The following is a 25,065-nucleotide window of genomic DNA, read 5'->3' on the forward strand; positions in this document are numbered from 1 at the left end:
TGAGGGCGCGACTTCACCGATGCAGACGCATGAGGCGGCGGCGTCTCCTTGCCTTCAAATGAACGGTCTGCCTGCACCCCCACCCAACCCTCCCCCCTCGAGGGGGAGGGCTTTGGCCTAGTTCACGAAAAAGCCCCCGGCGTCGGAACGCCGGGGGCTGGATCAGGCTGAAACCGTGAGGGCTCAGTTGTAGGACTGCACCGGGCGGACATCCAGTTCGCCGGCGCGAATGGCGGCGATCCCTTGCGCCGCAGCCAGCGAACCGGCGGCGGTGGTGTAGTAGGGGATCTTCATCATCAGGGCCGTGCGACGGATGGAGAAGCTGTCGGCCAGGGCCTGCTTGCCGTCCGTGGTGTTGAAGACCAGCTGGACCTCGCCGTTCTTCATGGCGTCGACGATGTTGGGGCGACCTTCCAGCACCTTCTTGACCAGACCGACCTCAAGGCCCTGGGCCTTCAGGTAGTCGTGGGTGCCGGAGGTGGCGATCACGGAGAAGCCCTGCTCCAGCAGCGAGCGGACGGCCTCGACGATGAAGGGCTTGTCAGCCTCCTTGACCGAGACGAAGGCGCAGCCCTCGGTCGGCAGGACGGTGCCGCCGCCGATCTGCGACTTGGCGAAGGCGCGGGCGAAGGCGGGGGCCAGATCGGCCTCGCCCTCACGTTTCCAGTCCAGACCCATGACCTCGCCGGTCGAACGCATTTCCGGGCCCAGGATGGTGTCGACGCCGGCAAAGCGCGCGAACGGGAAGACGGCTTCCTTGACCGCGATATGCTCCAGTTCCTTGTCCACCAGACCGAAGGACTTCAGCGGAACCCCGGCCATGACCTTGGCGGCGATGGCGGCGACCGGCTGGCCGATGGTCTTGGCCACGAAGGGCGCCGTGCGGCTGGCGCGCGGGTTCACTTCCAGCACGAAGATGCGCGGGTTGTCGCTGTGCGGCTCCTCGATGGCGAACTGCACGTTCATCAGGCCGCGCACCTTCAGGGCCTTGGCCATGGCCGTGGTCTGACGCTTCAGCTCGGTGACGATCTCGGGACGCAGCGAGAAGGGCGGCATGGAGCAGGCGCTGTCGCCCGAGTGGACGCCGGCTTCTTCGATGTGTTCCAGCACGCCGGCGACGAAGACGGTCTCGTCGTCGCACAGGGCGTCCACGTCCACCTCGGTGGCGCGGTTCAGATAGTGGTCGATCAGCACCGGATCATCGCCCGAGACGCGCATGGCCTCATGGACGTAGCGGTCCAGCTGCTCGCGGTCGTGGACGATCATCATGCCGCGGCCGCCCAGCACATAGGAGGGGCGCAGGACGACGGGATAGCCGACTTCCTCGGCCTTCTGCGCGGCTTCTTCGGCGCTGCGAGCCAGGCCGTTCGGCGGCTGTTGCAGGCCGATGGCCTGCAGCATCTGCTGGAAGCGTTCGCGGTCCTCGGCCAGGTCGATCGAGTCGACGCTGGTGCCCAGGATCGGCACGCCGTCTTCTTGCAGGGCGTGGGCCAGCTTCAGCGGGGTCTGGCCGCCGAACTGCACCACGACGCCGATCAGGTCGCCCTTGGAGCGTTCGACATCGATCAGCTCCAGCACGTCCTCGCCCGTCAGGGGCTCGAAATAGAGGCGGTCGGAGGTGTCGTAGTCGGTCGAGACGGTCTCGGGGTTGCAGTTGACCATGATCGACTCGACGCCGATGTCGGCAAAGGCGAAGGCCGCGTGGCAGCAGCAGTAGTCGAACTCGATGCCCTGGCCGATGCGGTTGGGACCGCCGCCGAGGATGATGGCCTTCTTCTTGTCCGACGGCTCGGCCTCGCACTCGGGGATTTGGCCCAGAGCGCCGGTCTCATAAGTCGAATACATATAGGCGGTGGCGGAGGCGAACTCGGCGGCGCAGGTGTCGATGCGCTTGAACACCGGGCGCACCTTCAGGTGACGACGGGCGGCGCGAACCTCGGCCTCGGTCTTGCCGGTCAGGGCCGCCAGGCGGGCGTCGGAGAAGCCCTTGGCCTTCAGCTTGCGGAAGTCGATGTCGGACGCGGGCAGGCCCTGGACGCGGACATGACCCTCGGTGCGGATCAGGTCGGCGATCTGACGCAGGAACCAGGGTTCGTAGAAGCAGGCGGCGTGGACTTCCTCGACCGTCAGGCCATGGCGGAAGGCCTGGGCGATGACGCGGATGCGGTCCGGGGTCGGTTCGCCCAGGGCGCGGATGACGGCGGCGCGGGCGCCCGCGTCGTCGTCGGCGTCGGCGACGCCCTCGATCTCGATTTCGTCAAAGCCGTTCAGGCCGGTTTCCAGACCACGCAGGGCCTTCTGCATGGATTCCTGGAAGGTGCGGCCGATGGCCATGACCTCGCCGACCGACTTCATGGCCGTGGTCAGGTGCGGTTCCGAACCCGGATACTTTTCAAACGCGAAGCGCGGAATCTTGGTGACGACATAGTCGATGCTCGGCTCGAAGCTGGCCGGCGTCACCTGGGTGATGTCGTTCTGAAGCTCGTCCAGGGTGTAGCCGACGGCCAGACGGGCGGCGACCTTGGCGATGGGGAAGCCGGTGGCCTTGGAGGCCAGGGCCGAGGAGCGCGACACGCGCGGGTTCATCTCGATGACGACCATGCGGCCGTCGGCCGGGTTGATCGCCCACTGGACGTTGGAGCCGCCGGTCTCGACGCCGATCTCGCGCAGGACGTTGATCGAGCCGGTGCGCATCAGCTGATATTCTTTGTCGGTCAGCGTCAGGGCCGGGGCGACGGTGATGCTGTCGCCCGTGTGGACGCCCATCGGGTCGATGTTTTCGATCGAGCAGATGATGATGCAGTTGTCCGCCGTGTCGCGGACGACCTCCATCTCGTATTCCTTCCAGCCCAGGACCGACTCTTCGATCAGGACCTCGGTGGTCGGCGACAGGTCGAGGCCGCGCTCCACGATCTCGTGGAACTCCTCGATGTTGTAGGCGATGCCGCCGCCGGTGCCGGCCAGGGTGAAGCTGGGGCGAATGATGGCGGGCAGGCCGACGAAGGCCAGGGCGTCGTCGGCTTCCTCAATGTGGTGGATGGCGCGCGAGCGGGGCGATTCAAGGCCCAGCTTGTCCATGGCGTCACGGAACTTCTGACGGTCCTCGGCCTTGTCGATGACCTCGGCCTTGGCGCCGATCATTTCGACGCCGTACTTGGCCAGGGCGCCCGAGGCGTTCAGGGCCAGGGCCGTGTTCAGCGCGGTCTGGCCGCCCATGGTCGGCAGGAGGGCGTCGGGGCGCTCCTTGGCGATGATCTTTTCGACGATGTCCGGGGTGATCGGCTCGATATAGGTGGCGTCGGCCACCTCCGGGTCGGTCATGATGGTGGCGGGGTTCGAGTTGACCAGGATGACCCGGTAGCCCTCGGCCTTCAGCGCCTTGCAGGCCTGAACGCCGGAATAGTCGAACTCACACGCCTGGCCGATGACGATCGGGCCGGCGCCGATGATCAGGATGGACTGGATGTCTGTGCGCTTGGGCATCGGCGTTACTCAGTTCGTCACGACCGCGCACTCCCAGCCGTCGTAATCGAGCTGGAAGGCCGCGGCCCAGGATTGCATCATGGCCGACACAGGCGAAAACGACGCCTCGTCGACCGCTATGGTCGTCTCCAGAACGGTCAGATCGTCCTGGCCCCGTGTCAGGAACCCTGCGCGGCGGGCCACCTCGTTGAGGTCGCCGTGGTCGCCGTCGCCATAGAAATAGAACAGCGTATGGCGCGGGGTGATCCCGCTGTCGCCCTGCTCGGCCAGAGCAGCGCGCACCATAGCATCCTTTTCCTCATGACTGGTCAGCGGCGGGGCTCCACGCGCGCGAAGAAACCGGACGCAGGGCGAGGCCCGCGACCGATCCGTTCAGGTTGTCGGTTAAGCGGTCCGTTTAGAGAGCCGGACCCCCGCTGACAAGACCTGGAAAGCCTTGCAGGAGGCAAAGAAAAAGGGCGGCCCTCGCGGGCCGCCCTTCAACCTGTCTTCAGACCGGAATTACCAGGGACGGTAGTTCAGGCCGAGGAAGAAGCGACGACCGTAGGGGTCGAAGTTCGAGTACAGGGTCGTGCCCAGGTACGGCGCCTGTTCGGCGTCGAAGGCGTTCACCACGCCGGCGCGCAGCGACAGGTCGTCGCGGACGTTCCAACGGACGGTGAAGTCGTTGCGGACGAAGTTGTCCGTGTCGAGCTGGTCCGTCGAACGCGAGTCGGCGTTCAGCACAAAGTCACGCAGCTGGACGATGTCCGTGGCGGCTTGCCAGTCGGCGGTCCAGTTGACGCTCCAGACTTCGTTCGGCGTCCAGGTCAGCGACGAGGACAGGCGGACGCGCGGGTAGGCGTTGCCGCCGGTGACCAGGGTGCTGGCCAGTTCCGTGTAGTCGCTCGGGTTCGAGACGTTCAGGAAGTTCTTCTGCTCGATCAGCCAGTTGCCCGACAGCGAGTAGTCCAGACGACCCCAGTTGCGGCCCAGCATCTCGTCGAAGTCGAAGCCGTAGCGCGCCGTCACGTCCAGGCCGCGGGTCTGCAGCTTGGCGTAGTTGAGCGAACCCTGGATGAAGCCGCCGATCGGATCGCCGTTGGGGGCGCCGATGCCGAACTCGATATCCGGGTTGTTGCGGAACACGGTGGCGCAGGCCGCCTCGTCCAGCGTCGTGCCGCTGACGCAGTTTTCAGCCGCCTTGGCAGCCGTGACCGCCGAGATGACCTGCTCGATTTCAACTTCGTAGTAGTCGAGGACCAGCGAGAAGTTCGGGATGAAGCGGGGCTTCAGCACCGTCGAGAAGGTGAAGCTGGTCGATTCTTCCGGCTTCAGGTTCGGGTTGCCGCCAGCGGAGCCGGAGATGCCCGAGGTGTAGATCGGGTTGAAGTCATCCGTGTTTTCGGCCGTAGCGCCGGCGAAGTCGAAGGTCAGACCCTTTTGCGCCGCCAAGGCGGTGCAGTTCTTGATCCGGTTGGCCTTCTTGTCGGCTTCGGCGACGTTCGAGATGGCCTTGGTGGCGCACGGGTCGGTGAAGCTGTTCAGGAAGGTCTCGCTGTAGGGCGAGAAGTTTTCACCCAGATCAGGCACGCGAACCGAGGTGTTGTAGCTGGTCTTGAACGTGATGTCCGGGATCGGACGATAGATCAGGTTCAGGCCGTAAACGTCGACGTTGCCCACGGTCGAATAGTCGGCGTAGCGGTACGAACCGCTCAGCTCGGCGTACTCGCCCAGGAAGCTGTCGCGGAACAGCGGGATCGACAGCTCGGTGAAGACTTCCTTGGATTCGTAGGAAGCTTCAGGGAAGGCCGGGCCCGAGTTCAGGAACAGCAGACGACCGTCGGCGTCGGCGTCGCGACCGGTCGCTTCCGTCGATTCCTTGCGGTATTCGCCGCCGATGGCCAGGCCGATGGCGCCGGCGCCCCAGAAGTCCCACAGATTGCCGGAGATCGAACCCAGCAGTTGTTGCTGCTCGTTACGCTCCTTGATGCCGATGACGGCGTCGACGTACTCGAGCGATTCTGCGCTCTGGTTGCCCTTGCCGAAGACGTTCAGCGGGGTGCACTGGGCGATCGAGTCACGGCCATATGCCGTATCACGCAGGTCGCCGCCGCGCTGGTAGTCGGCCAGGTCGCCGGAAGGCACGCCCTGAGCGTTCAGCAGTTGCGAGCGGCAGACGATCTGGCCGGCTTGGCCGTTGACGATGCCGGCGGTGTCGACGACGGCGTCGGCGGCCAGGGCGAAGCGTTGAATGTCGACGCCGCGTTCGCGGTTTTCAATCTCGACCTTGCCGTAGGTGTAGCCCAGGTCCCAGGCGATGTCCTTGACGAAGCCGAACTGGTCATGCGTGCCACGGGCGCCGATGACGTAGCGTTGCAGTTCGCGGGTGTTGTCCTGCGTCCGGTCGGGACCGAACATGGAGTGACGGGCGGTCTGCACGTTGACGCCCGGCAGGGCGGCGCCGGCGGCGTCGGCCGTCGGGCGGCCGTAGGGCGTGACGATGTTGTCGCGGATGGCGTCCTTGACGATCGACGGCAGGAAGGCGTTGTCGTCCCAGCGCAGTTGGAAGCGGCTGGTGGCCAGGATCGGGTTGACCTCGGTCGCGCTGTACGAGTTGATCAGATCGATGTCGAAGAAGGTCGGCTGGCTACGGTCGAACGTGTCTTCCGTGACGTACTTGGCTTCGCCGTACAGGTCGATGTTGTCGGTCAGCTTGAAGGTCGAGCCGACCTGGTAGCGCTGCGATTCCGAACGGGGCACGCGCGAGCCGGTCGAGAAGTTGGCCGGATTTTCACCGTCGCCGCCGACGTTGTACGGGCGGTTGATGCCGACGTTGCCGACGCGTTCGCCGAAGTCAGCCAGGCGAGCGCCGCCGTTCTCGTACCAATAGGTCTTGCCGGGGGTGACGCCGAAGCAGTTGGCGCTGAAGGCGAACGCGCCGCCGGCGCCCGAGAAGCAGTTGTGGTAGTCGACGTTCGGGTTCGTCAGGTCGCTGGGACGCTGGACGTTGGCCAGGGTGGTCTGGCCCCAACGCGGCAGGTCGATGCGGTTGACGCCGTAGAACATTTGGGCGTCCAGCGCGCCGTCATACGGGTTGTTGGTCGGGTCGGCGTCGATGCCGAGGCGGACCGGCGCGCGACGGAGCCAGTCGATGTCCATCGAGGTGACTTCGTCGATCTGCTCGTATTCAGCGTGAGCATAGACGTTCAGACGGTCGTCGAAGAAGTTCTTGCCGATCAGGGCCGAGACGCGCTTCGAGGCTTCGCCGTCCTGGTTGATCATGCCGTAGTTGGCGTCGACTTCCAGACCTTCGAAGTCCTTGCGCATCACGAAGTTCAGCACGCCCGAAACAGCATCGGCGCCGTAGACCGACGAGGCGCCGCCCGTGACGATTTCGATGTTCTGGATCAGCAGGCGCGGGATGGTGTCGATGTCGACCGCCAGCGAGCCGCCCGACGAACCGACGTGGCGACGGCCGTCGACCAGGGTCAGGGTGCGGTTGGAGCCCAGCGAACGCAGGTTCGGCAGCGACAGGCCGCCGTCATTCAGGCCCGTGCCCGTCGTGTCCGACGGAACGACCGAGTTGCCCAGGGCCGGGATGGTGGCCAGGTAGTCCATGACGGTCGTCTGACCCGTGGTCAGCAGCGCTTCGCGCTGGACTTGGATCAGCGGGGTCGGGGCGTTGGTCGGGTCGCGACGGATGCGCGAACCCGTGACGACGATCTCGCCAACTTCGGTGGCCACGTCGGATTGGGAAACGGGCTGCGCGGCGTCGGCCGATTGGGCGAAAGCCGGAGCCGTCAGCGCGATTGCGCTCACCAACACCGTCGAACCGAGGAGGAATGCTCTCATTACTATAATACACCTGACACAAAAAAGCCGGAAGCGGCCACACATTCCCCAAGGTGTGGCCGAAATGGGGCTGAGTTTGTCCGGTTTTGGTCAAAGTGTGGACGAATCGACGACTTGTTTCGCGGGTGGTGCAAACAAGACACAATTAAGACGATCTTCGTTTCGCAATGTGGAGTTACAGTGTTCTCGCTACACTGTTCTTTGAAATTTATATTTCTGTTCCCGAAACGCTGAAATCTACTCGGGGTGGTCGATGGCCGAAATCCAGTCGGGCAGTTCGCCGATGCGGCTGAGGCTGACGTAGCGGGGATGGCCTTCGGGCGCGTCCGCCAATTCATGCGCCCAGGTGATGTGATAGGGGATGTGGCAGGCGAAGGCGCCGGCCTCGATCGCGGGCAGGACGTCGGACTTCATCGAATTGCCGGCCATGACGGCCTCGGCGGCGCCGGTGCCATGGCGGGCGAAGATGCGGTCATAGGTCGAACGGTCCTTCTCGGACACGATCTCGACGGCGGCGAACAACTCGCCCAGACCCGAAGCCGCCAGCTTGCGCTCCTGGTCCATCAGGTCGCCCTTGGTGATCAGGACCAGGCGGTATTTCTCGGACAGTTCGGCCAGCACCTCATCGACGCCGGGCAGGGTCTCGACCGGGTGGGCCAGCATCTCGCGACCGGCGGCCAGGATTTCGCGGATGATGTGGGGCGGGGCGGCGCCGTCGCACAACTCCATCGCCGTCTCCAGCATCGACAGGGTGAAGCCCTTCACCCCGTAGCCATAGAGACGCAGGTTGCGCCGCTCGACCTGGGACAGGCGCTCCATCATCACCGGTTCGTCAGCGTGATCGGCCAGCAGGTCCACGAACCGTTTCTGGCTGAGACGGAAGATGGTCTCGTTGTGCCACAGGGTGTCGTCGGCATCGAGGCCGACCGTGGTGATGGTCATGGGGAGGGCTCCGCAAATCTGGGGCGGGGCTTTAGCATCATCCGTCATCCTCCGGCGAGCATCGCGAGACCGGGGGACCCAGCGGCGCCGAAGGCGATCTTTCAGGCGGGTGTGGTGCGTGGGGTTTCGCCCTGACGGGCGCCGCTGGGTCCCCCGGTCGGCGCCGCTGCGCGGCTTGCCGGAGGATGACGAGAGAAAGAGGCGACGGGTGCGACATTTCGGTCTATGCGGCGAAGATGACCCAGACGGAAATCCTGCCTGACCCGCCGCACCGCATCGGATGGGCGCTCGCCGCCCTGGTGGTGGCCGGCAACATGATCGGTTCGGGAGTCTATCTGCTGCCCGCGACCCTGGCGCCGACGGGCAGCAGCAGCATCATCGGCTGGCTGATTTGCGGTCTGGGCGCGGTGACCCTGGCTCTGGTGTTCGGCGGTCTGGGGCGGATGCAGCCCGACGCCGACGGTCTGTCGGACTTCACCCGGCGCGGCATGGGCCGCTTCATCGGCTATCAGACGGGGCTGGCCTACTGGGCCGCCTGCCTGGCCGGGAACGTGGCCCTGGCGGTGGCGGGCACGGGCTATCTGGCCTTCTTTATTCCGGCGCTGAAAGAGCCCTTGTGGGCGGCGGTCAGCAATCTGGCCCTGATCTGGCTGACGACGGCGGCCTATGCCTCGGGCGCCAAGACGGCGGCGCGGTTCGGCGCCATTACGCTCGGCCTCGGCCTGATCCCCATTGTCCTGGCCATCATCGCCGGGGCCATGGCTTTCAGCGGCGACACCTTCATGGGGTCGTGGAGTCCCGGCGATCAGCCCCTGCTGAAGACGGTCCCGGCCTCGCTGGCCATCATTTTCTGGGCCTTCCTGGGCGTGGAGAGCGCCGCGGCCCTGTCCAGCCTGGTCAAGAACCCGTCGGTCGACGTGGGCCGCGCCTCGCTGGGCGGCGTGGCTCTGGCCTTCGTGGTCTATGTCGCCGCCAGCATCGCCGTCTTCGGCGTCATTCCGGCCGATGTTCTGGTCCATTCGACCAGCCCCTATGCCGATCTGGTGGCGCGGGTCATGGGCTCGTCGGTGGCCGGTCTGGTCGCGGCCTGCGCCGTCATCAAGGTGCTTGGCACCATCGCCGGCTGGACCATGCTGGCGGGCGAGACCTCGCGCGGGGCCGCCGAGGCCGGCTGGATGCCGCGCTGGTTCGGCGGGGCGCAAAAGGGCAAGGCGCCGCTGAGCAACCCCATCCTGAACTGCGTCGTCATGAGCGTTCTGGTGATCGCCAGCGCCCAACCGACCCTGGGCCAGCAGTTCGGCGTCCTGATCGGCGTCACCTCGGTCCTGACGCTGTGTCTTTATGCCCTATGTTCGATGACGCTGTGGAAGCTGACGACCAAGACCGCTTGGCGCGTCCTGGCCGTGATCGGCGTGGTCTTCTCTGCCTTTGCGGTGGCGGCGGCTGCGGGCGGTTACATCCTGCCCAGCGTCGGATTCTTCGCCCTGACCAGCCTGGCCTGGGTCTGGGTGCGAAAAGGTCAGAAGGTTTAATCTCCGGGGCGTGTTGACCCCGCCCCTGCATCTCTTTAGTCAGCCGCCGTTTGTCTGCCCGTATTCATTGTTAGGAGCCTGCGCCATGACGACCCAGATTCTGTCCGGCGCCACTGGCGTCCTCGCGCTCGCTGACGGCACCATCCTGCAAGGCATCGGCGTCGGCGCCGTCGGCACGGCCCTCGGCGAGGTGGTCTTCAACACCGCCATGACGGGCTATCAGGAAATCCTGACCGACCCCTCCTACATGAGCCAGATCCTGGCCTTCACCTTCCCGCACGTCGGCAATGTCGGCGTCAACGTCGAGGACGTGGAGCAGATCGGCGACGGCTCGGGCACCTCGGCGCGCGGCGCCATCTTCCGCGACGCCCCGACCGATCCGGCCAACTGGCGCGCGAGCGAGGGGGCGGGCGGCGACCTCGACGCCTGGATGAAACGTCGCGGCGTGGTCGGCCTGTCGGGCGTGGACACCCGCGCCCTGACCAAGATCATCCGTGACAAGGGCGCGCCCCACGCCGTCATCGCCCACCACCCGGACGGCCAGTTCGACCTGGAGGCCCTGGTGGCCCAGGCCAAGGCCTGGACCGGCCTGGTCGGCCTGGACCTGGCCAAGGACGCCTCGACGCTTCAGGCCTTCGACTGGAACGAGGGCGTGTGGGAATGGCCCGCCGGCTATCCGCGCGTGGAAGCTGCGGACAAGAATGTCGTGGTCGTGGACTATGGCGTCAAGCGCAACATCCTGCGCGCCCTGGCCTCGACCGGCGCCAAGATCACCGTGGTTCCGGCCACCACCTCGGCCGAGGACATCCTGGCCCGCAATCCTGACGGCGTAGTCCTGTCGAACGGTCCGGGCGATCCGGCCGCGACCGGCGAATATGCTGTGCCCGAGATCAAGAAGCTGGTCGCCAGCGGCAAGCCCCTCATGGGCATCTGCCTGGGTCACCAGATGCTGGCCATCGCCCTGGGCGCCCAGACGGTCAAGATGGAGCAGGGCCACCACGGCGCCAACCATCCGGTCAAGGATCTGACGACCGGCAAGGTCGAGATCGTGTCGATGAACCACGGCTTCACCGTGGACCGCGACAGCCTGCCGGACGCCGTGGTCGAAACCCACGTCAGCCTGTTCGACGGCACCAACTGCGGCATCGCGGTCAAGGACAAGCCGATCTTCAGCGTCCAGCACCACCCCGAGGCCTCGCCGGGGCCGACCGACAGCCTCTATCTGTTCAATCGCTTCGCCGAGTCGATGAGGGCCTGAGATGTCGGGGCCGGCGGCGAAATCGGCCTATCTCGGCTGGGTTGCGGATGCGATCACGGGGGCGAGGGGCGTCGCCGCGACCGCGACCAGGGCGCCCAGCGATCTGATCCTGGGCTACGCCACCGGCTATGACGTCGCCGACGTGGCGCCCTTCGTGCGGTCTCTGCGCGCGGTCTGGGGCGGGCCTCTGGTTCTGGTGGTGGATCAGGACCCGGCCATGCTGGCCTTCCTGGCGGACCATGAGGTCGAGGGCGTGGCGCCGCGTTCGGTCGGCGCAGGCGCCTGGGCGCCCCATGCCGTCATGGCCCGTTTCGCCGCCTTTGACGCCCTGATGGCCGAGCGTCCCTGGGCGCGACACGTCCTGATGACCGATGTTCGCGACGTGGTGTTCCAGGCCGATCCCTTCTTCCCCGCGCCCCAGGGCTCGGAGTTCTTCTCGGAATATGACGAGGGGACGCTGGCCGATCACGCCTTCAACATGAAGTATCTGCGCGGCGTCGGCGGCGAGGACATCGCCCGCGCCCTGTCCGACAGGCCGTGCGTCTGCGTCGGCACCGTGGTCGGCGCCCGTGACGCCATGATGCGTTTCTGCCGAACCCTGCTGATGCTGGCGGCCATTCCCCGGTCGGAGATCGGGGGCGCCTTCGGCGCCGATCAGGCGGCCTGCAACATCGCGCTTCATCTCGGCATGATCGAGGGCGAGGTGAAACCCAACTACGGCCGGGTGGCCACCCTCGGCCTGACGCCTGGACAGCAACTGACGGTCGCGGACGGGCGCATCGTCAATCCCGACGGCGGCGTCAGCGCCGTCGTCCACCAGCATGACCGCCATCCTCATCTGCTGGAAGCGGCCTATGCGCGATGGGGTGACGGGCTGGAACGACGCGAACGCGTGCGACCCCAGAGCGCCGCCCAGCGCCGCCGCAAGCTGAAGGACTCCGTCCTGCGCCGCCTGCCGGAACTGCGCTGACGGTCAGCCGACAAAACCGTCGCGGATCGAGATCGACTGCTTGAGCCGCTCTGCGCGCTGGCTCCAGCGCTTGGGATCTGTGGCGGTGGCGACCACGCCGATGACGGCGCCGTCGTCACTCTTCAGCGGGTAGGAATCCACGAAGACCGGGACGGGACCGGCCTCGGCGCCGAGCAGCCAGACCTCGTCCGTGATGGCTTCGCCAGTCTTCATCGCCCGAACAACCGGCAGATCCTCGAACCGCGCCACGGACCCGTCCTGGGCGAAGACCTGGAAGCGGTCGGCATAGTCTTCAGGGCGGGCGCCGATTGGGTCGCGGATGTTCAGTCCCGGCACTCCGCCGGTCACCGCCAGGACTTCGCCGCTGGGCGCGGCGTGCAGAATGACCGCCCCGCCCAGTCTTTCGGCCATGACTTCGAGAAGCGGACGAAGAAAGACGGCGTGGGGGTGGAGGGCGTCAGCAGACATGGAGCGACTCAGGCGAAACGTCCGGAACGGTGTGCGCCCAATCTCTGAATTTTTCTGTAATCTCGTCGGTTACGAAGGGGTCAGGGCAGTACGACGAAAGTCGAATCCCGTCGCAGTTCGCAGGCCTTGCGCACAGCTATCGGCGCGGCCGAGATCCAGTAGGCGGCGTCGTCGCTCCTGTGAGCCGACTTGCGCTCCTGACCACGGCGACGACGCGCGGCGGCGTTGTCCAGCAGGCGCGCGTGCAGGGCGCGGGGCGTCAGGAACGGAATGGCGGGGGAGCCGGGGACGGCGACGGCGTCGGGGCCTTGAGGCTCCACCGCCGGGCGGGCGATGGCGATGAACATGGAACGTCCTTCAACGAATCAATCCACAGGCTGTGGATAATGCCGTTGTCGCGCGGCATTTCGTTCGCATTCGGACGATGTCGGGGCTGGGGCGGCCTTCTTGGTTAATGAAAACCTAACGTCGTTTTTTAGGGGCGGTCCTTTTTCATCTGTCATCGATCCCGCCTAAGGTGGTCGACCTTGGAGGATGCTCATGAGTTTCAGCCTGATGCGGACGGTCGCTGTCGTTCTGAGCGCTGGTCTGCTGTTGTCGGCCTGCGCCAGCGGCGCGCGCAGCGACTTCGGCCTGAACGAGCGCGAGGCGGCCTCGCCCGTGGGCTTTGCCAATGTCCGCTTCTCCGTCGAGGACGAGGCGGCGGCGCAGAAGATCGAGCAGCAACTGGGCGAGGGCGTGCCCAAGGGCCCGGACGGCCACTTCGACCTGATCGCCCTGTCCGGCGGCGGAGCCAACGGCGCCTTCACCGCCGGCCTGATCAACGGCTGGACCGCCAGCGGCAAGCGGCCTGATTTCGAGGTGGTGACCGGGGTGTCCACCGGCGCCCTGGCCGCGCCCTTTGTCTTCCTGGGGCCGCGCTGGGATGGGCGTCTGAAGGAGGCCTATACCAGCGGTCAGGCGACCGGCCTGTTGAAAAGCCGGGGCGTGCGCGCCCTGGTCGGGTCGGGCGTGTTCAGCGGCCTGCCGCTGCGCCAACTGGTCGAGAGCAATGTCGATGAGGCCATGCTGGCCGAGATCGCCGCCGAACACGCCAAGGGAAGGATGCTGCTGGTCGCCACCACGGATCTGGACGCCCAGCGCGGCGTCATCTGGAACATGGGGGCCATCGCCGAGCGCGGCGGGCCGGAGGCCCTGTCCCTGTTCCGCGACGTGCTGATCGCCTCGGCCAGCATTCCCGGCGCCTTTCCGCCCGTCATGATCCGCTCGCAAGGGCAGGGCGCGGTGTTCGAGGAGATGCACGTCGACGGCGGGGTGATGAACCCCTTTGTCGCCCTGCCGCAGATCATGTGGAACTGGGACGACGTCGCCGGGGTGTTCCAGGGCGCGCGCCTGCACGTGGTGGTCAACGGCAAGGATGCGCCGCGCTTTTCCGTCACCCGCGACGCCGCCATCCCGGTCCTGACCCGCAGTCTGGATGCGGTGCTGGGCGGCCAGCTTCGCGCCACCATCGCCGCCAACCGGGCCTTTGCCGTCCGCAACGGACTGGAATTCCATGTCGCCGCCATCCCCGAGGACTTCGACGGCGCCAACAGCCTGGACTTCAACCAGGCCTCGATGCAGGCCGTCTATGACCTGGGCGAGGCCCTGGGCCGCACGGGCGAGGCGTGGAAGTAGGCGGCGTCCGAAACCGACGCTTTCCATCCTCAATCTTCACAGGCTGTGGAAAACTGAGTCGGGGATGGCCATGTCTGACGGTGCGGCGACCCTTCCCCTCATCGCCGCGCCGGAGTGACTGGGATCGTGCGTTTTGACGATCGTTTCCTTGAAGAACTGAAGGCCCGCCTTCGCCCGTCCGATGTCATCGGCCGGACGGTGAAGCTCAAGCGGCAGGGGCGCGAATATGTCGGCCTCAGCCCCTTCTCCAAGGAGCGGTCGCCCAGCTTCTTCGTCAACGACGACAAGGGCTTCTTCCACGATTTCTCGTCCGGCAAGCACGGCGACATCATCAGCTTCCTGCAGGAGACCGAGCGGCTCAGCTTCGTCGAGGCGGTGCAGCGGCTGGCGGGCGAGGCGGGGATGCAGCTTCCCGCCGAGGACCCGCAGTCGGCGGAACGCGAGGCCAAGAAGCAGGGTCTGACCGACTGGATGGACCTGTCCCAGAAATGGTTCGCCGCCAACCTGCGCCGCTCGGTCGGCAAGGCGGCGCGCGAATATCTGGAAAAGCGCGGCCTGCCCGAGGACCAGTGGGAGCGTTTTGGTCTGGGCTATGCCCCCAACGACCGCGAGGGCCTGAAGAACGCCCTGATCCAGCGCGGGGCCAAGCCGGGTGATCTGGTCGAGGCGGGGATGCTGATCTCGCCCGACAGCGGCGGCGCCCCCTATGACCGGTTCCGCGATCGGCTGATGTTCCCCATCCTGGACGCGCGTGGGCGGATCGTCAGCTTCGGCGGGCGGGCCATGAACCCCGACGACCGGGCCAAGTATCTGAACGGGCCGGAAAGCCCGCTGTTTCACAAGGGCGCCACCCTCTACGGCCTGCCCGAGGCGCGCCGCATCCTGGGGGCCGAGAGCCGGGGCGAGCAGGGCATCATCGTCGTCGAAGGCTATATGGACGTCATCGCCTGCCAGCGCGCGGGCCTGCCGGCCGTGGCGCCCATGGGCACGGCCCTGACCGAAGAGCAGATGGAGCGTTTGTGGCGCGTCTCGGCCGAGCCGGTGCTCTGCTTCGACGGCGACGCGGCAGGGCTTCGCGCCGCCTATCGTTCGATCGAGCGGTCGCTGCCCCTGCTGAAGTCGGGCCGGTCCTTCCGCTTTGCCCTGCTGGACGCGGGTCAGGACCCGGACGACATCCTGCGCGACAAGGGGGCGCCGGCCCTGCGTCAGGCCCTGTCCAACGTCCGGCCCTTCATCGAGGTCCTGTTCCGCCGCGAGGCCGAGGCCGAACCGCTGGACACGCCCGAGCGCAAGGCGGGCCTGAAGGGGCGGCTGCGTCAGGCGGCGTCGGCCATTCAGGACAAGGACCTGGCCGAGCAATATCGGCGCGACCTGTTCGAGCGTTTCGACGCCCTGTTCCCGCGTCAGTCGCAGCAGCAACAATTTCAGCCGCAGCAGGGCGGGCGTCCAGGTCCCGGCGGGCGCTGGCGCGGTCCGCCGCCGAAATTGGGTCAGACGACCGAGGGCGCCCAGGCCATGCACGCCCTGTTTCGCTCCATTGAACCGGTGGCCGCGGCCCTGGCCCACGGCGCGGTCGATGACCCCGAACGGATGGACGACCATCTGGAGGCCATCGCCCGGCACGGTTTCGGCGATCCGGGGCTGGACGGACTGGCCCAGGAACTGGTCCGGTTACGCTTTTCCGGCCAGAGCCTTGACTCTGCCGCGATCCGACGCCATCTGGCCCACTCGGGTCATGATGCCTTGATGCACGAGGTCGAGAAGGCGGCGGCAAAGTCCGGCGCGCCCTTCCTGGCTGCAGACAAGCCCCTCGGCGAGGCGAGGATCCGGTGGTCGCAGGCGTTCGACGCTCTGACCCGCGTAGCGGCGTTGGAGCAGGCGCTGGCGTCAGCAAAGTCGGATGCCCACAAGGCGTTCGACAACTCGGCCTTCACCCTGGTGAAAGCCGAGCGCGATGCATTGCGACGGGCCATCAAGACCGGAACGATTTGGGAAGACGCGGCTTCTTCGTAACCAACGAAGTCGTCGGGCGTTGTATTTTCGCCGCAGGGGACTGATCACCCCCGAGCGGTCGTGGAGACAGACTGAATGAGCGCGCAGACCGAGACGCAGGACACCGAAGCCAATACCGACGGGCCCCTGCTCGATCTGACGGACGCCGGCGTCAAGAAGTTCATCAAGCAGGCCAAGGCGCGCGGCTATGTCACGATGGAGGAACTGAACAAGGTCCTCCCGTCCGAGGAAGTGACCCCGGACGCCATCGAAGACACCCTGGCCATGCTGTCGGAAATGGGCGTCAACGTCGTCGAGGCCGAAGAGGACGCCGCAGAGGCGACTGGCACCGACGTGACCGCCGCCGCCGAGACCGCCGTGGCCGAGACCCCGGCCAAGTCCGCTTATGACCGCACCGACGACCCCGTGCGCATGTATCTGCGCGAAATGGGTTCGGTCGAGCTGCTGAGCCGCGAGGGCGAAATCGCCATCGCCAAGCGGATCGAGGCCGGCCGCGACGCCATGATCTCGGGCCTGTGCGAAAGCGCCCTGACCTTCGAGGCCATCATGGTCTGGCGCGAAGAGCTGGCCAACAACCGCATTCTTCTGCGCGAAGTGATCGACCTGGACGCCACCTACGGCATCCTGAATCCCTCTTCCCTGCCGCACAACCAGCCCCCCGCTGGCGAGGCCCCCGCGCCCGGCGCCGAGAAGCCCGAGGGTGAAGGCGAAGACGAGGACGAGGACGACTTCGACGACGGCGGCGGCATGTCGATCTCGGCCCTGGAAGCCGAGTTGCGCGACGGCGTCATGGAAGTGCTGGACGCCATCGCTTCGGACTTCGGCGGCTTCCGCAAGCTGCAGGACAAGCTGGTCGAGGCACGCCTGAAGGGCGAGGTGCTGAGCGCCAAGGACCACAAGGCCTATGAGACCCTGACCGCGGCCATCAGCGATCGTCTGAAGACGATGAAGCTGAACAACAACCGCATCGAGGCCCTGGTCGAGCAACTGTATGCGATCAACAAGCGCCTGATCGGTCTGGAAGGCCGCCTGCTGCGCCTGGCCGACAGCTACGGCATTTCGCGCCCCGAGTTCCTGAAGTCCTATTTCGGCTCGGAGCTGGACCCCAACTGGTCGGAACGCGTCAAGGAAATGGGCGTGCGCTGGACCAAGTTCAGCGACAACGAAGCCGCCCAGATCGCCAAGATCCGCGCCGACGTCGCCGCCGTGGCGACTGAGGCCGGCCTGCCGATCGACGACTATCGCCGCATCGTTCAGACGGTCCAGAAGGGCGAGCGCGAAGCCCGCCAGGCCAAGAAGGAAATGGTCGAGGCCAACCTGCGCCTCGTCATCTCCATCGCCAAGAAATACACCAACCGCGGCCTGCAGTTCCTGGACCTGATCCAGGAGGGCAACATCGGCCTGATGAAGGCGGTCGACAAGTTCGAGTACCGTCGCGGCTACAAGTTCTCGACCTACGCCACCTGGTGGATCCGTCAGGCGATCACCCGCTCGATCGCGGACCAGGCGCGGACCATCCGCATCCCGGTGCACATGATCGAGACGATCAACAAGATCGTCCGCACGTCGCGTCAGATGCTGCACGAGATCGGCCGCGAGCCGACCCCGGAAGAACTGGCCGAAAAGCTGGCCATGCCGCTGGAGAAGGTCCGCAAGGTCCTGAAGATCGCCAAGGAGCCGATCTCGCTGGAAACCCCCATCGGCGACGAGGAAGACAGCCACCTGGGCGACTTCATCGAGGACAAGAACGCCGTCCTGCCGATCGACGCCGCGATTCAGAGCAATCTTCGCGAAACAACGACGCGCGTGCTCGCGTCGTTGACCCCGCGCGAGGAGCGGGTTCTGCGGATGCGCTTCGGCATCGGCATGAACACCGACCACACCCTGGAAGAAGTCGGCCAGCAGTTCAGCGTGACCCGCGAACGCATCCGTCAGATCGAGGCCAAGGCCCTGCGCAAGCTGAAGCACCCCTCGCGGTCGCGCAAGCTGCGCTCCTTCCTGGACAGTTGATCGGTCCGATCGCCTGAAGATCAGCGCCGGCGGGGTTTCGACCTCGCCGGCGTTTTTCGTTCTAGGCGCCCTCTCGGGCCTTCAGGGGATGATCAGTGCGGCGTCCGTCTTCACCCGCTCCAGGGCGATCAGGGAGCGGAAGCGGTTGATGCTGTCGTTCTCTTCGAACAGCCGCTGCGTCAGCGCCTGATAGGCCGCCATGTCGGTGGTGACGACGATCAGGATGAAGCTGGTTCCGCCGGTGACGTAGTAGCACTGCTGCACCTCCGGCTCGCTCTGGAAGCGGGCCTTGGCGCTCTGCACCGTCTCGGCCCGCTCGTCCTGCAGATAGACCTCGACGATGGAGGTGATGGTCAGGGGGATCGACTTCGGGTCCACCAGGGCGACATTGCCGCGAATGACGCCGCTGGCCTCCATGGCCGCGATGCGTCGCTGGACGGCGGCGGCGGACAGGTTGACGGCGTCGGCGATGGCGCGTTGCGGCGTCCGGGCGTCGCGCTGGACGATGCGCAGGATCGCGCGATCAAAGCTGTCCAGCGGGCGTTGTGGGGAAGCAGGGCGTGCGGCCATCGGCGGTCTTTGATTTGCGCGAGTTTTTGTTGCGTTTGGGCCTGTGATCGAGAGGAAACGCCCCGTCCGCCCCTTGGTATAGCTCGCCGCCGAACCAAGCGGGAACCGGAAATGACGACGGACATCATTGATCAGGGGCGCAACAACCGGACGACGGTCGGCGTCGCCTGCGGCATCGGGGCGGGCGCCCTGTGGGGTCTGGTCTTCTTGGCGCCGGAGCTGGCGCGGGACTTCAATCCGCTGCAACTGACGGTCGGGCGCTACCTCGCCTATGGCCTGATCGCCGGACTGTTGCTGGCGCCGCGCTGGAAGGCGGTGATGGCGTGGATCGGGCGGCGCGACTGGCTGACCCTGTTCTGGCTCGCTCTCACCGGCAACACCCTCTACTACATCCTGCTGTCGGGGGCGGTGCAGACGGGCGGCATCGCCATGACCTCCCTGGTCATCGGCTTTCTGCCGGTGGCGGTGACCATCATCGGCAGCCGCGACCACGGCGCCGTGCCGCTGACGCAACTTTATCTGCCCTTGTTGCTCTGCATCGCCGGAGCGGTCTGCATCGGCTGGCAGGCCCTGGCCGCCCCGGCCGAGACCTCGCACATGACGCGATTTACCGGCTTCGCCTGCGCCGTCGGCGCCCTGGCCTCATGGACCTTCTTCGCGGTTCGGAACGCCCGGCGGCTGCGCCGGTTGGAGGGCGTGTCCGCCCATGACTGGAACCTGCTGACCGGGATCGTCACCGGGGCGCAGAGCCTGCTGCTGCTGCCTGTGGCCCTGCTCTTCGCCGCCGGGGCGCAGCATGAGGCGGCTGACTGGATGCGCCTGGCGGGAGTTTCGGTCGGCGTGGCCGTGCTGGCCTCGATCGTCGGCAACAACCTGTGGAACCGGATGAGCCGCCTGCTGCCGCTGACCCTGGTCGGCCAGATGATTCTGTTCGAGACCCTGTTCGCCCTGATCTACGGCTTCGCCTGGGAGCAACGCCCGCCGACGGCGATGGAGGCGCTGGCCTTCGTCCTGGTGGTGCTCAGCGTCGCGACCTGCCTGCGCGCTCATCGGGGGCGGCCCGGCGTCGCGCACGAAGGCGCATAGAAGGGTCGGGGCCGGCGCGTGACCGGCCCCGACGCTGTGGGATCAGTTCTGGAAGATGGTCTCGAAGCCGCCCCACATCATGCGCTTGCCGTCAAACGGCATGTCCATGTCGGCCATGGCGGGGTCTTCCTGCATCTTGGCCCAGGCGTCGTCGGCGGTCTTCTTGTCGGGCCAGACCAGCCAGGAGAAGACCACGGCCTCGCCGTCCTCAAGCTTTACGGCCATGGGGAAGCTGGTGACTTTGCCGTCGGGCACGTCCACGCCCCAGTTCTCGATCTGGGCGGTGGCGCCATAGCCCTTGAACAGGGGCCAGGACTTGCGGGCGGACTCGATGTAGCGGTCCTTGTTCTCGGTCTTCACGGGGGTCAGGAAGCCGGTGATGTAGGCCATCTTGGTGTCTCCTTCGGAGGTTTGGCCCCTATCGCTCGCCGCGCGGCGGCTTGCTGCTGAGGGGCGGGTGGGGATGGTCGGTGGTCGGCGTGGATCGTGTCTTGGTCGAAAGCGACAGGGCAGGCGGACAGCTTAGCTTGATCGCTTACCCAGCCTTGTCAGCAGCGGTCTCGATGGCCCCGATGTCGATCTTGTGCATCGTCATCATGGCCTCGAAGGCGGCCTTGGCGCGGGCGGGGTTGGGGTCGGCGTAGAAGGCCATCAGGCGGCGCGGGGTGATCTGCCAGTTGACGCCCCAGCGGTCCTTGCACCAGCCGCAGGCGCTTTCGCCGCCGCCATTGCCGACGATGGCGTCCCACAGGCGATCGGTCTCGGCCTGATCATCGGTCATGATCATGAAGGAGACGGCCTCGGTCTGGGGGAAGTTCGGCCCGCCGTTCAGCCCGACATAGGATCTGCCCGCCAGGGTGAACTCCACCACCAGCTCGGCGCCTTCGGGGCTGGACGGATTGTCAGCGGGGCTGGCGACCACCCGGTCGATGCGGCTGTCGGGCAGGCCCAGCGAGACGTAGAAGTCGGCGGCCTTCTTCGCCTGGCCCAGGTCGTACCAGATGCAGGGAATGATCTTGTCGGTCACGGCGTCCTCTCCTGTGCGGCGAGACGCTCGGCCACCTCGCCCAGTTGATCGGCGGCGGCGCCCCAGCCGGGCTCGAAGCCCATTTCGGCGTGGGTCTGCATGGCCTTGTCGTCCCAGTGGCGGGCGCGGCTGGTGTAACGCGTGCCGTCGCCCTCGGGCTCGAACGTGTCGATGCGCACGAAGTTCATCTCGCCGGCCTGCGGGACCCAGCCTTCGGTCATGGCGCCGGTGGTGACGAGGCGGCGACCCGGTTCGATCTCCAGCACCACGCCGCGATACTCATGCCGCTCGCCCTCGGGCGACTGCATGACGATGTCGGCGCGACCGCCAGGGCGCAGGTCAAAATCGACCGAGGGGGTGGTCCAGGGGCGGGGCGTGAACCACTCGGTCCCGTGCTGGGTGAAGGCCCGCCACACGGTGTCCGGCGCGGCCTTGAAGACGCGGCTGACGCTCAGTTCAAACAGGTCGCTCATGGCTCAGCCGCCTCCGACCTGGGCGGCGAAGGCCTCGGGGCCCTCGGCGGCGGCTTCGGGGTCCATCCACATGACTTCCCAGATGTGGCCGTCCGGGTCGGCGTAGCTGCGACCGTACATGAAGCCATAGTCCTGCTTGGCGTTGGGATCGGCCTGGCCCCCGGCCTTGGCGGCGCGGTCGATCACGGCGTCGACCGCATCACGGCTGTCTTCCGAGACGCAGATCAGCACCTGGGCCGTTTTGTGCGCGTCTGGAATGGCGCGGTCGGTGAAGCTGGCGAACTTCTCGTGAGTCAGCAGCATGGCGTGGATGGTGTCGGAAAACACCATGCAGGCGGCGGTGTCGTCCGAGAACATGGGGTTCTTGGCGGCGCCCACGGCCTCATAGAAGGCGGTCGAGCGGGGCAGGTCGGTGACGGGAAGGTTGATGAAGACAAGCTTGGACATGGCGTTCTCCCTCTCTGATGATGGCAGTCTTGCGTCTCTGTGTTATGTTAGTCAACTATGAAGTTAGAAAAGATAACTAAAGAGGCTGTTGGCCGGTCGCGCCGCTACCACGACGCCTGCGGCGCCGCGCACGGGCTCGACCTGATCGGCGAGCGTTGGGCGCTGCTGGTGATACGAGAACTCATGATGGGGCCGCGCCGTTTCAGCGATCTGCGCAAGGATTTGTGCGGCATATCGGCCAACGTCCTGACCCAGAGGCTGGAAGGGCTGGAGGCCTCGGGCATCGTGCAGCGCCGCAAGCTGCCGCCGCCCGCCTCGGTCCAAGTCTATGAGCTGACCGACTGGGGCTATGAGATCAAGCCGGTCTTCATGGTCCTGGGCCGCTGGGCCGCGCGCTCGCCCCTGCACGACCCGACCCTGCCGATCAGCGCCGTGTCCATCATGCAGTCGTTCGAGACCATGTTCGATCCGGCCCGGGCGGATGGCGCCGTCATGCGTCTGGGCTTTGCCCTGGACGAGGACCGCATGGTCGTGACCGTGGGCGGCGGCGAGATCACGACCCGACGCGGCGAGGTCGAGGGCTGCGACGTCGTGGTGCGTGCTGCGCCGCCGGTCGTGGCCGCCGCCGTCTATGGCAAGGTTCCGCTAGCGGCGCTGGAAGGCGAGGGGGCGATGATCCTCGAGGGCGACCGCGAGGTGTTCGCCCGCTTTATCGACTTCTTCCACCTGCCGGAGAAGGCGGGGTAAAACGCCACGAAAGCCCGCTCATCCCCGCCTCCGCGGGGGTGAACGGAAGTCGGATCAGACCAGAATATCCAGCAACGTGCCCGTCATCTCGTCCGCTGTGCGCGCCACGGCGGCGTTGGCGGAAAAGTCCTGCCTGGCGCGAATCTGCTCGACCGCCTCGACCGCCAGATTGTCCAGCGAGCCGGTCGCCGTGCGGCGGGCGCTGGCTTCGAAGCGGTTGGCGGCGTTCTGCATTCCGACAGCGGCGATGCTCAGGGGCGGGATCGTCATAAGAGTCTCCGGGGGCGGTCTCCGGGCGGAAAGGGAGCCCGGCGAACGGTCAGGATCGTGGCTTTGCGGTCAACGGCGCCTGAACAAGCGTGGTGAACGGCGGTCTTTTTGCGGAAATCCGCCGCATCGGGGCCGTTATTGGTGTATAGAGACCGCCTCCTCATCGCCCGGCCGGCTGTTCGCCTTGGCCGGGCGCGGTCGTTTTACGGCCGCCATGCTCTTTTTCAGGTCGTATATGCCCTTTCCCGCGATCCACCCCGCGCTAGACCGCGCTCTCGCCAACAAGGGCTATGCCGAGCCCACGCCGGTCCAGGCGGCGGTTCTGGACAACCACGGCGAGGCCGACATGCTGGTTTCGGCCCAGACCGGATCGGGCAAGACGGTGGCCTTCGGCCTGGCGGCCGCTTCGTCCCTGCTCGGCGACAATGAAAGCTTCGGTCCCGCTGACGCGCCGCTGATGCTGGCGATCGCGCCGACGCGTGAACTGGCGCTGCAGGTCTCGGCCGAGCTGGAATGGCTGTACGGCCAGTCGGGCGCCAAGATCACCACCTGCGTCGGCGGCATGGACGCCCGCAAGGAAGCGCGCGCCCTGAACTTCGGCATCCACATCGTGGTCGGCACCCCCGGCCGCCTGAAGGACCACATCGACCGCGGCAACCTCGATCTGTCGGCGCTGAAGGTGCTGGTGCTCGACGAGGCCGACGAGATGCTCGACATGGGCTTCCGCGAGGACCTGGAATACATCCTCGAGCAGTCGCCGGCGGAACGCCGCACCCTGCTGTTCTCGGCGACCATCGCCCGCGACATCGCCATGATGGCCAAGCGCTATCAGCGCGACGCCGTGCGCATCGACACCGTCGACCGCAGCCAGCCGCACAGCGACATCGAATATCGCGCCCTGCGCATCGCCCCGAACGAGATCGAGCACGCGGTCGTCAACGTGCTGCGCTTCTATGAGGCGCCGGGCGCTCTGGTCTTCTGCTCGACGCGCGACAGCGTGCGTCACCTGCAGTCGTCGCTGCTGGAGCGCGGTTTCGCGACCGTGGCCCTCTCCGGCGAAATGGGCCAGCGCGAGCGCACCGACGCCCTGCAGGCTCTGCGTGACGGTCGCGCCCGCGTCTGCGTCGCCACCGACGTGGCCGCGCGCGGTCTGGACCTGCCCGACCTGGGTCTGGTGATCCACGCCGAACTGCCGATCAACAAGGCGACCATGCTGCACCGCTCGGGCCGCACCGGCCGCGCGGGCAAGAAGGGCACCTCCATCCTGCTGGTGCCGAGCAGTCGCCGCCGCAAGGCCGAGATGCTGCTGGGCTCGGCAGGCGTCGAAGCGACCTGGGCCGGCGCCCCGACCGCCGACGAGATCCTGGCCAAGGACGAGCAGCGCCTGCTGGCTGCGCCCGTCTTCGCTCAGGAAGGCAATGAGGACGACGCCGGCCTGATCGCCAAGCTGGTGGCCGAGCGCACGTCTGAGGATCTGGCCCGCGCCCTGCTGGTCCTGCTGCGCAAGGACCTGCCGGCCCCCGAAGACCTGGTCGATCCCGGCCAGGGCCCGCAGCGTAAGCCGCGCGGCGAGAGCGGCGACGCCTTCGCCGCCGGCGCCTCGCCCTTCGAGCGTCTGCAGCCGGATCAGGTCTCGTGGTTCCGCATGGACATCGGCCGCAACCAAAACGCCGACCCCAAGTGGCTGATCCCCATGATCTGCCGCATCGGCGGCATCACCAAGCAGCAGATCGGCGCGATCAAGACCTTCCCCGAAGAGACCCGCTTCGAGATCGCCAACACCCACGTCGAGGCCTTCAGGAAACTGGCGGCCATGAACACCAACGAGGCGAACATCTCGCCTTCGGAGGCTCCGCATTCGGGCATGTTCAAGGGCGGCGCGCGCAACCGCCGCGACGAAGGCGGCGAGCGTCCCTACGCCAAGAAGCCCTTCCGCCGCGACGAGGGCGGCGAGGGCGAGCGCCCGCCGTTCAAGAAGAAGCCGTGGCAGCCGCGCGAGGGTGAAGGCGGGGCCGAGCGTCCGGCCTTCAACAAGAAGCCCTACGCCCCGCGCGCCGATGGCGAACGCGCCGAAGGCGGTTTCCCCAAGGGGCCGGGCGCCAAGAAGCCGTTCAAGCCCAAGTCGGACTTCAAGGCCGGCGGCAAGCCGGGCTTCAAGCCGGCGGGCAAGCCCGGCGCCAAGCCGTTCAACAAGGCCGGCAAGCCCGGCAAGCGCTTCGACTGATTGATCCCTGACTTGCCCCCGGTTCGATCCGGGG

At 66.6% G+C, this 25,065-nt stretch carries 21 protein-coding genes; 9 read left to right on the plus strand and 12 right to left on the minus strand.

The features are described 5' to 3' along the window. Positions 1–183: 183 nt before the first annotated feature. From carB to CQ039_RS07710, 4 genes are all read right to left on the minus strand, one after another. Positions 184–3,483 (minus strand): carbamoyl-phosphate synthase large subunit, encoded by a 3,300-nt coding sequence (carB, locus tag CQ039_RS07695; RefSeq protein ID WP_105563872.1) that lies wholly within the window; start codon positions 3,481–3,483, stop codon positions 184–186. Positions 3,484–3,492: 9 nt separating this feature from the next. After that, entirely contained in the window at positions 3,493–3,768 is a 276-nt protein-coding gene (locus CQ039_RS07700; RefSeq protein ID WP_105563871.1) for a hypothetical protein, read from the minus strand. Between the two features lie 216 nt (positions 3,769–3,984). Then, positions 3,985–7,284: a TonB-dependent receptor gene (locus CQ039_RS07705; RefSeq protein ID WP_158256005.1), complete on the minus strand. Its 3,300-nt coding sequence runs from the start codon at positions 7,282–7,284 to the stop codon at positions 3,985–3,987. A 270-nt stretch (positions 7,285–7,554) separates the two neighbouring features. Next, positions 7,555–8,259, minus strand: a complete 705-nt coding sequence (locus CQ039_RS07710; protein ID WP_105563869.1) for an HAD family hydrolase — start codon at positions 8,257–8,259, stop codon at positions 7,555–7,557. A 236-nt stretch (positions 8,260–8,495) separates the two neighbouring features. On the opposite strand from CQ039_RS07710, the gene CQ039_RS07715 reads away from it, so the two are divergent. The 3 genes from CQ039_RS07715 (at position 8,496) to CQ039_RS07725 (ending at position 12,019) form a co-directional block, all read left to right on the plus strand. Continuing rightward, entirely contained in the window at positions 8,496–9,791 is a 1,296-nt protein-coding gene (locus tag CQ039_RS07715; RefSeq protein WP_105563868.1) for an amino acid permease, read from the plus strand. 85 nt (positions 9,792–9,876) lie between these two features. Continuing rightward, on the plus strand, positions 9,877–11,049 hold the full coding sequence (carA, locus tag CQ039_RS07720) for a glutamine-hydrolyzing carbamoyl-phosphate synthase small subunit (protein ID WP_105563867.1): 1,173 nt from the start codon (positions 9,877–9,879) through the stop codon (positions 11,047–11,049). A 1-nt stretch (position 11,050) separates the two neighbouring features. Continuing rightward, positions 11,051–12,019, plus strand: coding sequence for a hypothetical protein (locus CQ039_RS07725; RefSeq protein WP_105563866.1), 969 nt, complete (start codon positions 11,051–11,053; stop codon positions 12,017–12,019). A 3-nt stretch (positions 12,020–12,022) separates the two neighbouring features. Here CQ039_RS07725 and CQ039_RS07730 read toward each other — a convergent pair whose 3' ends face one another. Further along, positions 12,023–12,487 carry a PAS domain-containing protein gene (locus CQ039_RS07730; protein WP_105563865.1) on the minus strand — a complete coding sequence of 155 codons (465 nt, stop codon included), beginning with the start codon at positions 12,485–12,487 and terminating at the stop codon, positions 12,023–12,025. A gap of 80 nt (positions 12,488–12,567) precedes the next feature. Continuing rightward, on the minus strand, positions 12,568–12,834 hold the full coding sequence (locus CQ039_RS07735; protein WP_105563864.1) for a hypothetical protein: 267 nt from the start codon (positions 12,832–12,834) through the stop codon (positions 12,568–12,570). 193 nt (positions 12,835–13,027) lie between these two features. Between CQ039_RS07735 and CQ039_RS07740 the strand changes: the two genes are divergently transcribed. The 3 genes from CQ039_RS07740 (at position 13,028) to rpoD (ending at position 18,187) form a co-directional block, all read left to right on the plus strand. Continuing rightward, entirely contained in the window at positions 13,028–14,164 is a 1,137-nt protein-coding gene (locus CQ039_RS07740; protein ID WP_233190247.1) for a patatin-like phospholipase family protein, read from the plus strand. 126 nt (positions 14,165–14,290) lie between these two features. Beyond that, positions 14,291–16,177 carry a DNA primase gene (gene dnaG, locus CQ039_RS07745; RefSeq protein WP_105563863.1) on the plus strand — a complete coding sequence of 629 codons (1,887 nt, stop codon included), beginning with the start codon at positions 14,291–14,293 and terminating at the stop codon, positions 16,175–16,177. Positions 16,178–16,252: 75 nt separating this feature from the next. Further along, positions 16,253–18,187: an RNA polymerase sigma factor RpoD gene (rpoD, locus tag CQ039_RS07750; RefSeq protein WP_105563862.1), complete on the plus strand. Its 1,935-nt coding sequence runs from the start codon at positions 16,253–16,255 to the stop codon at positions 18,185–18,187. Positions 18,188–18,268: 81 nt separating this feature from the next. Here rpoD and CQ039_RS07755 read toward each other — a convergent pair whose 3' ends face one another. Further along, positions 18,269–18,757, minus strand: coding sequence for an Lrp/AsnC family transcriptional regulator (locus CQ039_RS07755; protein WP_105563861.1), 489 nt, complete (start codon positions 18,755–18,757; stop codon positions 18,269–18,271). Between the two features lie 111 nt (positions 18,758–18,868). On the opposite strand from CQ039_RS07755, the gene CQ039_RS07760 reads away from it, so the two are divergent. Further along, a complete protein-coding gene (locus CQ039_RS07760; RefSeq protein ID WP_105563860.1) occupies positions 18,869–19,843 on the plus strand; it encodes a DMT family transporter in 975 nt (324 codons plus the stop codon). Positions 19,844–19,885: 42 nt separating this feature from the next. Here the strand turns inward: CQ039_RS07760 and CQ039_RS07765 are convergent, their stop codons facing one another. The 4 genes from CQ039_RS07765 to CQ039_RS07780 form a co-directional block, all read right to left on the minus strand. Beyond that, positions 19,886–20,233, minus strand: coding sequence for a DUF1428 domain-containing protein (locus CQ039_RS07765; protein ID WP_105563859.1), 348 nt, complete (start codon positions 20,231–20,233; stop codon positions 19,886–19,888). A gap of 145 nt (positions 20,234–20,378) precedes the next feature. Further along, complete coding sequence (locus tag CQ039_RS07770; protein ID WP_105563858.1) at positions 20,379–20,870, minus strand: VOC family protein; 492 nt, start codon at positions 20,868–20,870, stop codon at positions 20,379–20,381. Continuing rightward, positions 20,867–21,343, minus strand: coding sequence for an SRPBCC family protein (locus CQ039_RS07775; RefSeq protein ID WP_105563857.1), 477 nt, complete (start codon positions 21,341–21,343; stop codon positions 20,867–20,869). Before CQ039_RS07775 ends, CQ039_RS07770 begins: the two co-directional genes overlap by 4 nt. A gap of 3 nt (positions 21,344–21,346) precedes the next feature. Next, positions 21,347–21,790, minus strand: coding sequence for a VOC family protein (locus CQ039_RS07780; RefSeq protein ID WP_105563856.1), 444 nt, complete (start codon positions 21,788–21,790; stop codon positions 21,347–21,349). A 57-nt stretch (positions 21,791–21,847) separates the two neighbouring features. Here CQ039_RS07780 and CQ039_RS07785 point away from each other — a divergent pair, with 57 nt between their 5' ends. Beyond that, positions 21,848–22,537, plus strand: a complete 690-nt coding sequence (locus tag CQ039_RS07785; protein WP_105563855.1) for a helix-turn-helix domain-containing protein — start codon at positions 21,848–21,850, stop codon at positions 22,535–22,537. Between the two features lie 54 nt (positions 22,538–22,591). Here CQ039_RS07785 and CQ039_RS07790 read toward each other — a convergent pair whose 3' ends face one another. Then, entirely contained in the window at positions 22,592–22,807 is a 216-nt protein-coding gene (locus CQ039_RS07790; protein ID WP_105563854.1) for a hypothetical protein, read from the minus strand. A gap of 235 nt (positions 22,808–23,042) precedes the next feature. Between CQ039_RS07790 and CQ039_RS07795 the strand changes: the two genes are divergently transcribed. Next, positions 23,043–25,031 (plus strand): DEAD/DEAH box helicase, encoded by a 1,989-nt coding sequence (locus CQ039_RS07795; RefSeq protein WP_105563853.1) that lies wholly within the window; start codon positions 23,043–23,045, stop codon positions 25,029–25,031. The last annotated feature ends 34 nt before the right edge of the window (positions 25,032–25,065 follow it).

It is taken from the genome of Brevundimonas sp. MYb52 (genome assembly GCF_002979535.1).
Lineage (GTDB): Bacteria > Pseudomonadota > Alphaproteobacteria > Caulobacterales > Caulobacteraceae > Brevundimonas.

Bases quoted from the DNA above. Each gene is read 5' to 3' on its own strand.
- CQ039_RS07755 (WP_105563861.1), bottom strand. From the start codon at position 18,757: ATGGCCGCACGCCCTGCTTCCCCACAACGCCCGCTGGACAGCTTTGAT.
- CQ039_RS07785 (WP_105563855.1), top strand. From the start codon at position 21,848: ATGAAGTTAGAAAAGATAACTAAAGAGGCTGTTGGCCGGTCGCGCCGC.
- CQ039_RS07730 (WP_105563865.1), bottom strand. From the start codon at position 12,487: ATGTCTGCTGACGCCCTCCACCCCCACGCCGTCTTTCTTCGTCCGCTT.
- CQ039_RS07795 (WP_105563853.1), top strand. From the start codon at position 23,043: ATGCCCTTTCCCGCGATCCACCCCGCGCTAGACCGCGCTCTCGCCAAC.
- CQ039_RS07765 (WP_105563859.1), bottom strand. From the start codon at position 20,233: ATGGCCTACATCACCGGCTTCCTGACCCCCGTGAAGACCGAGAACAAG.
- CQ039_RS07735 (WP_105563864.1), bottom strand. From the start codon at position 12,834: ATGTTCATCGCCATCGCCCGCCCGGCGGTGGAGCCTCAAGGCCCCGAC.
- carB (WP_105563872.1), bottom strand. From the start codon at position 3,483: ATGCCCAAGCGCACAGACATCCAGTCCATCCTGATCATCGGCGCCGGC.
- CQ039_RS07780 (WP_105563856.1), bottom strand. From the start codon at position 21,790: ATGTCCAAGCTTGTCTTCATCAACCTTCCCGTCACCGACCTGCCCCGC.
- CQ039_RS07740 (WP_233190247.1), top strand. From the start codon at position 13,028: ATGAGTTTCAGCCTGATGCGGACGGTCGCTGTCGTTCTGAGCGCTGGT.
- CQ039_RS07790 (WP_105563854.1), bottom strand. From the start codon at position 22,807: ATGACGATCCCGCCCCTGAGCATCGCCGCTGTCGGAATGCAGAACGCC.
- CQ039_RS07700 (WP_105563871.1), bottom strand. From the start codon at position 3,768: ATGGTGCGCGCTGCTCTGGCCGAGCAGGGCGACAGCGGGATCACCCCG.
- CQ039_RS07725 (WP_105563866.1), top strand. From the start codon at position 11,051: ATGTCGGGGCCGGCGGCGAAATCGGCCTATCTCGGCTGGGTTGCGGAT.
- CQ039_RS07710 (WP_105563869.1), bottom strand. From the start codon at position 8,259: ATGACCATCACCACGGTCGGCCTCGATGCCGACGACACCCTGTGGCAC.
- rpoD (WP_105563862.1), top strand. From the start codon at position 16,253: ATGAGCGCGCAGACCGAGACGCAGGACACCGAAGCCAATACCGACGGG.
- CQ039_RS07760 (WP_105563860.1), top strand. From the start codon at position 18,869: ATGACGACGGACATCATTGATCAGGGGCGCAACAACCGGACGACGGTC.
- carA (WP_105563867.1), top strand. From the start codon at position 9,877: ATGACGACCCAGATTCTGTCCGGCGCCACTGGCGTCCTCGCGCTCGCT.
- CQ039_RS07715 (WP_105563868.1), top strand. From the start codon at position 8,496: ATGACCCAGACGGAAATCCTGCCTGACCCGCCGCACCGCATCGGATGG.
- CQ039_RS07775 (WP_105563857.1), bottom strand. From the start codon at position 21,343: ATGAGCGACCTGTTTGAACTGAGCGTCAGCCGCGTCTTCAAGGCCGCG.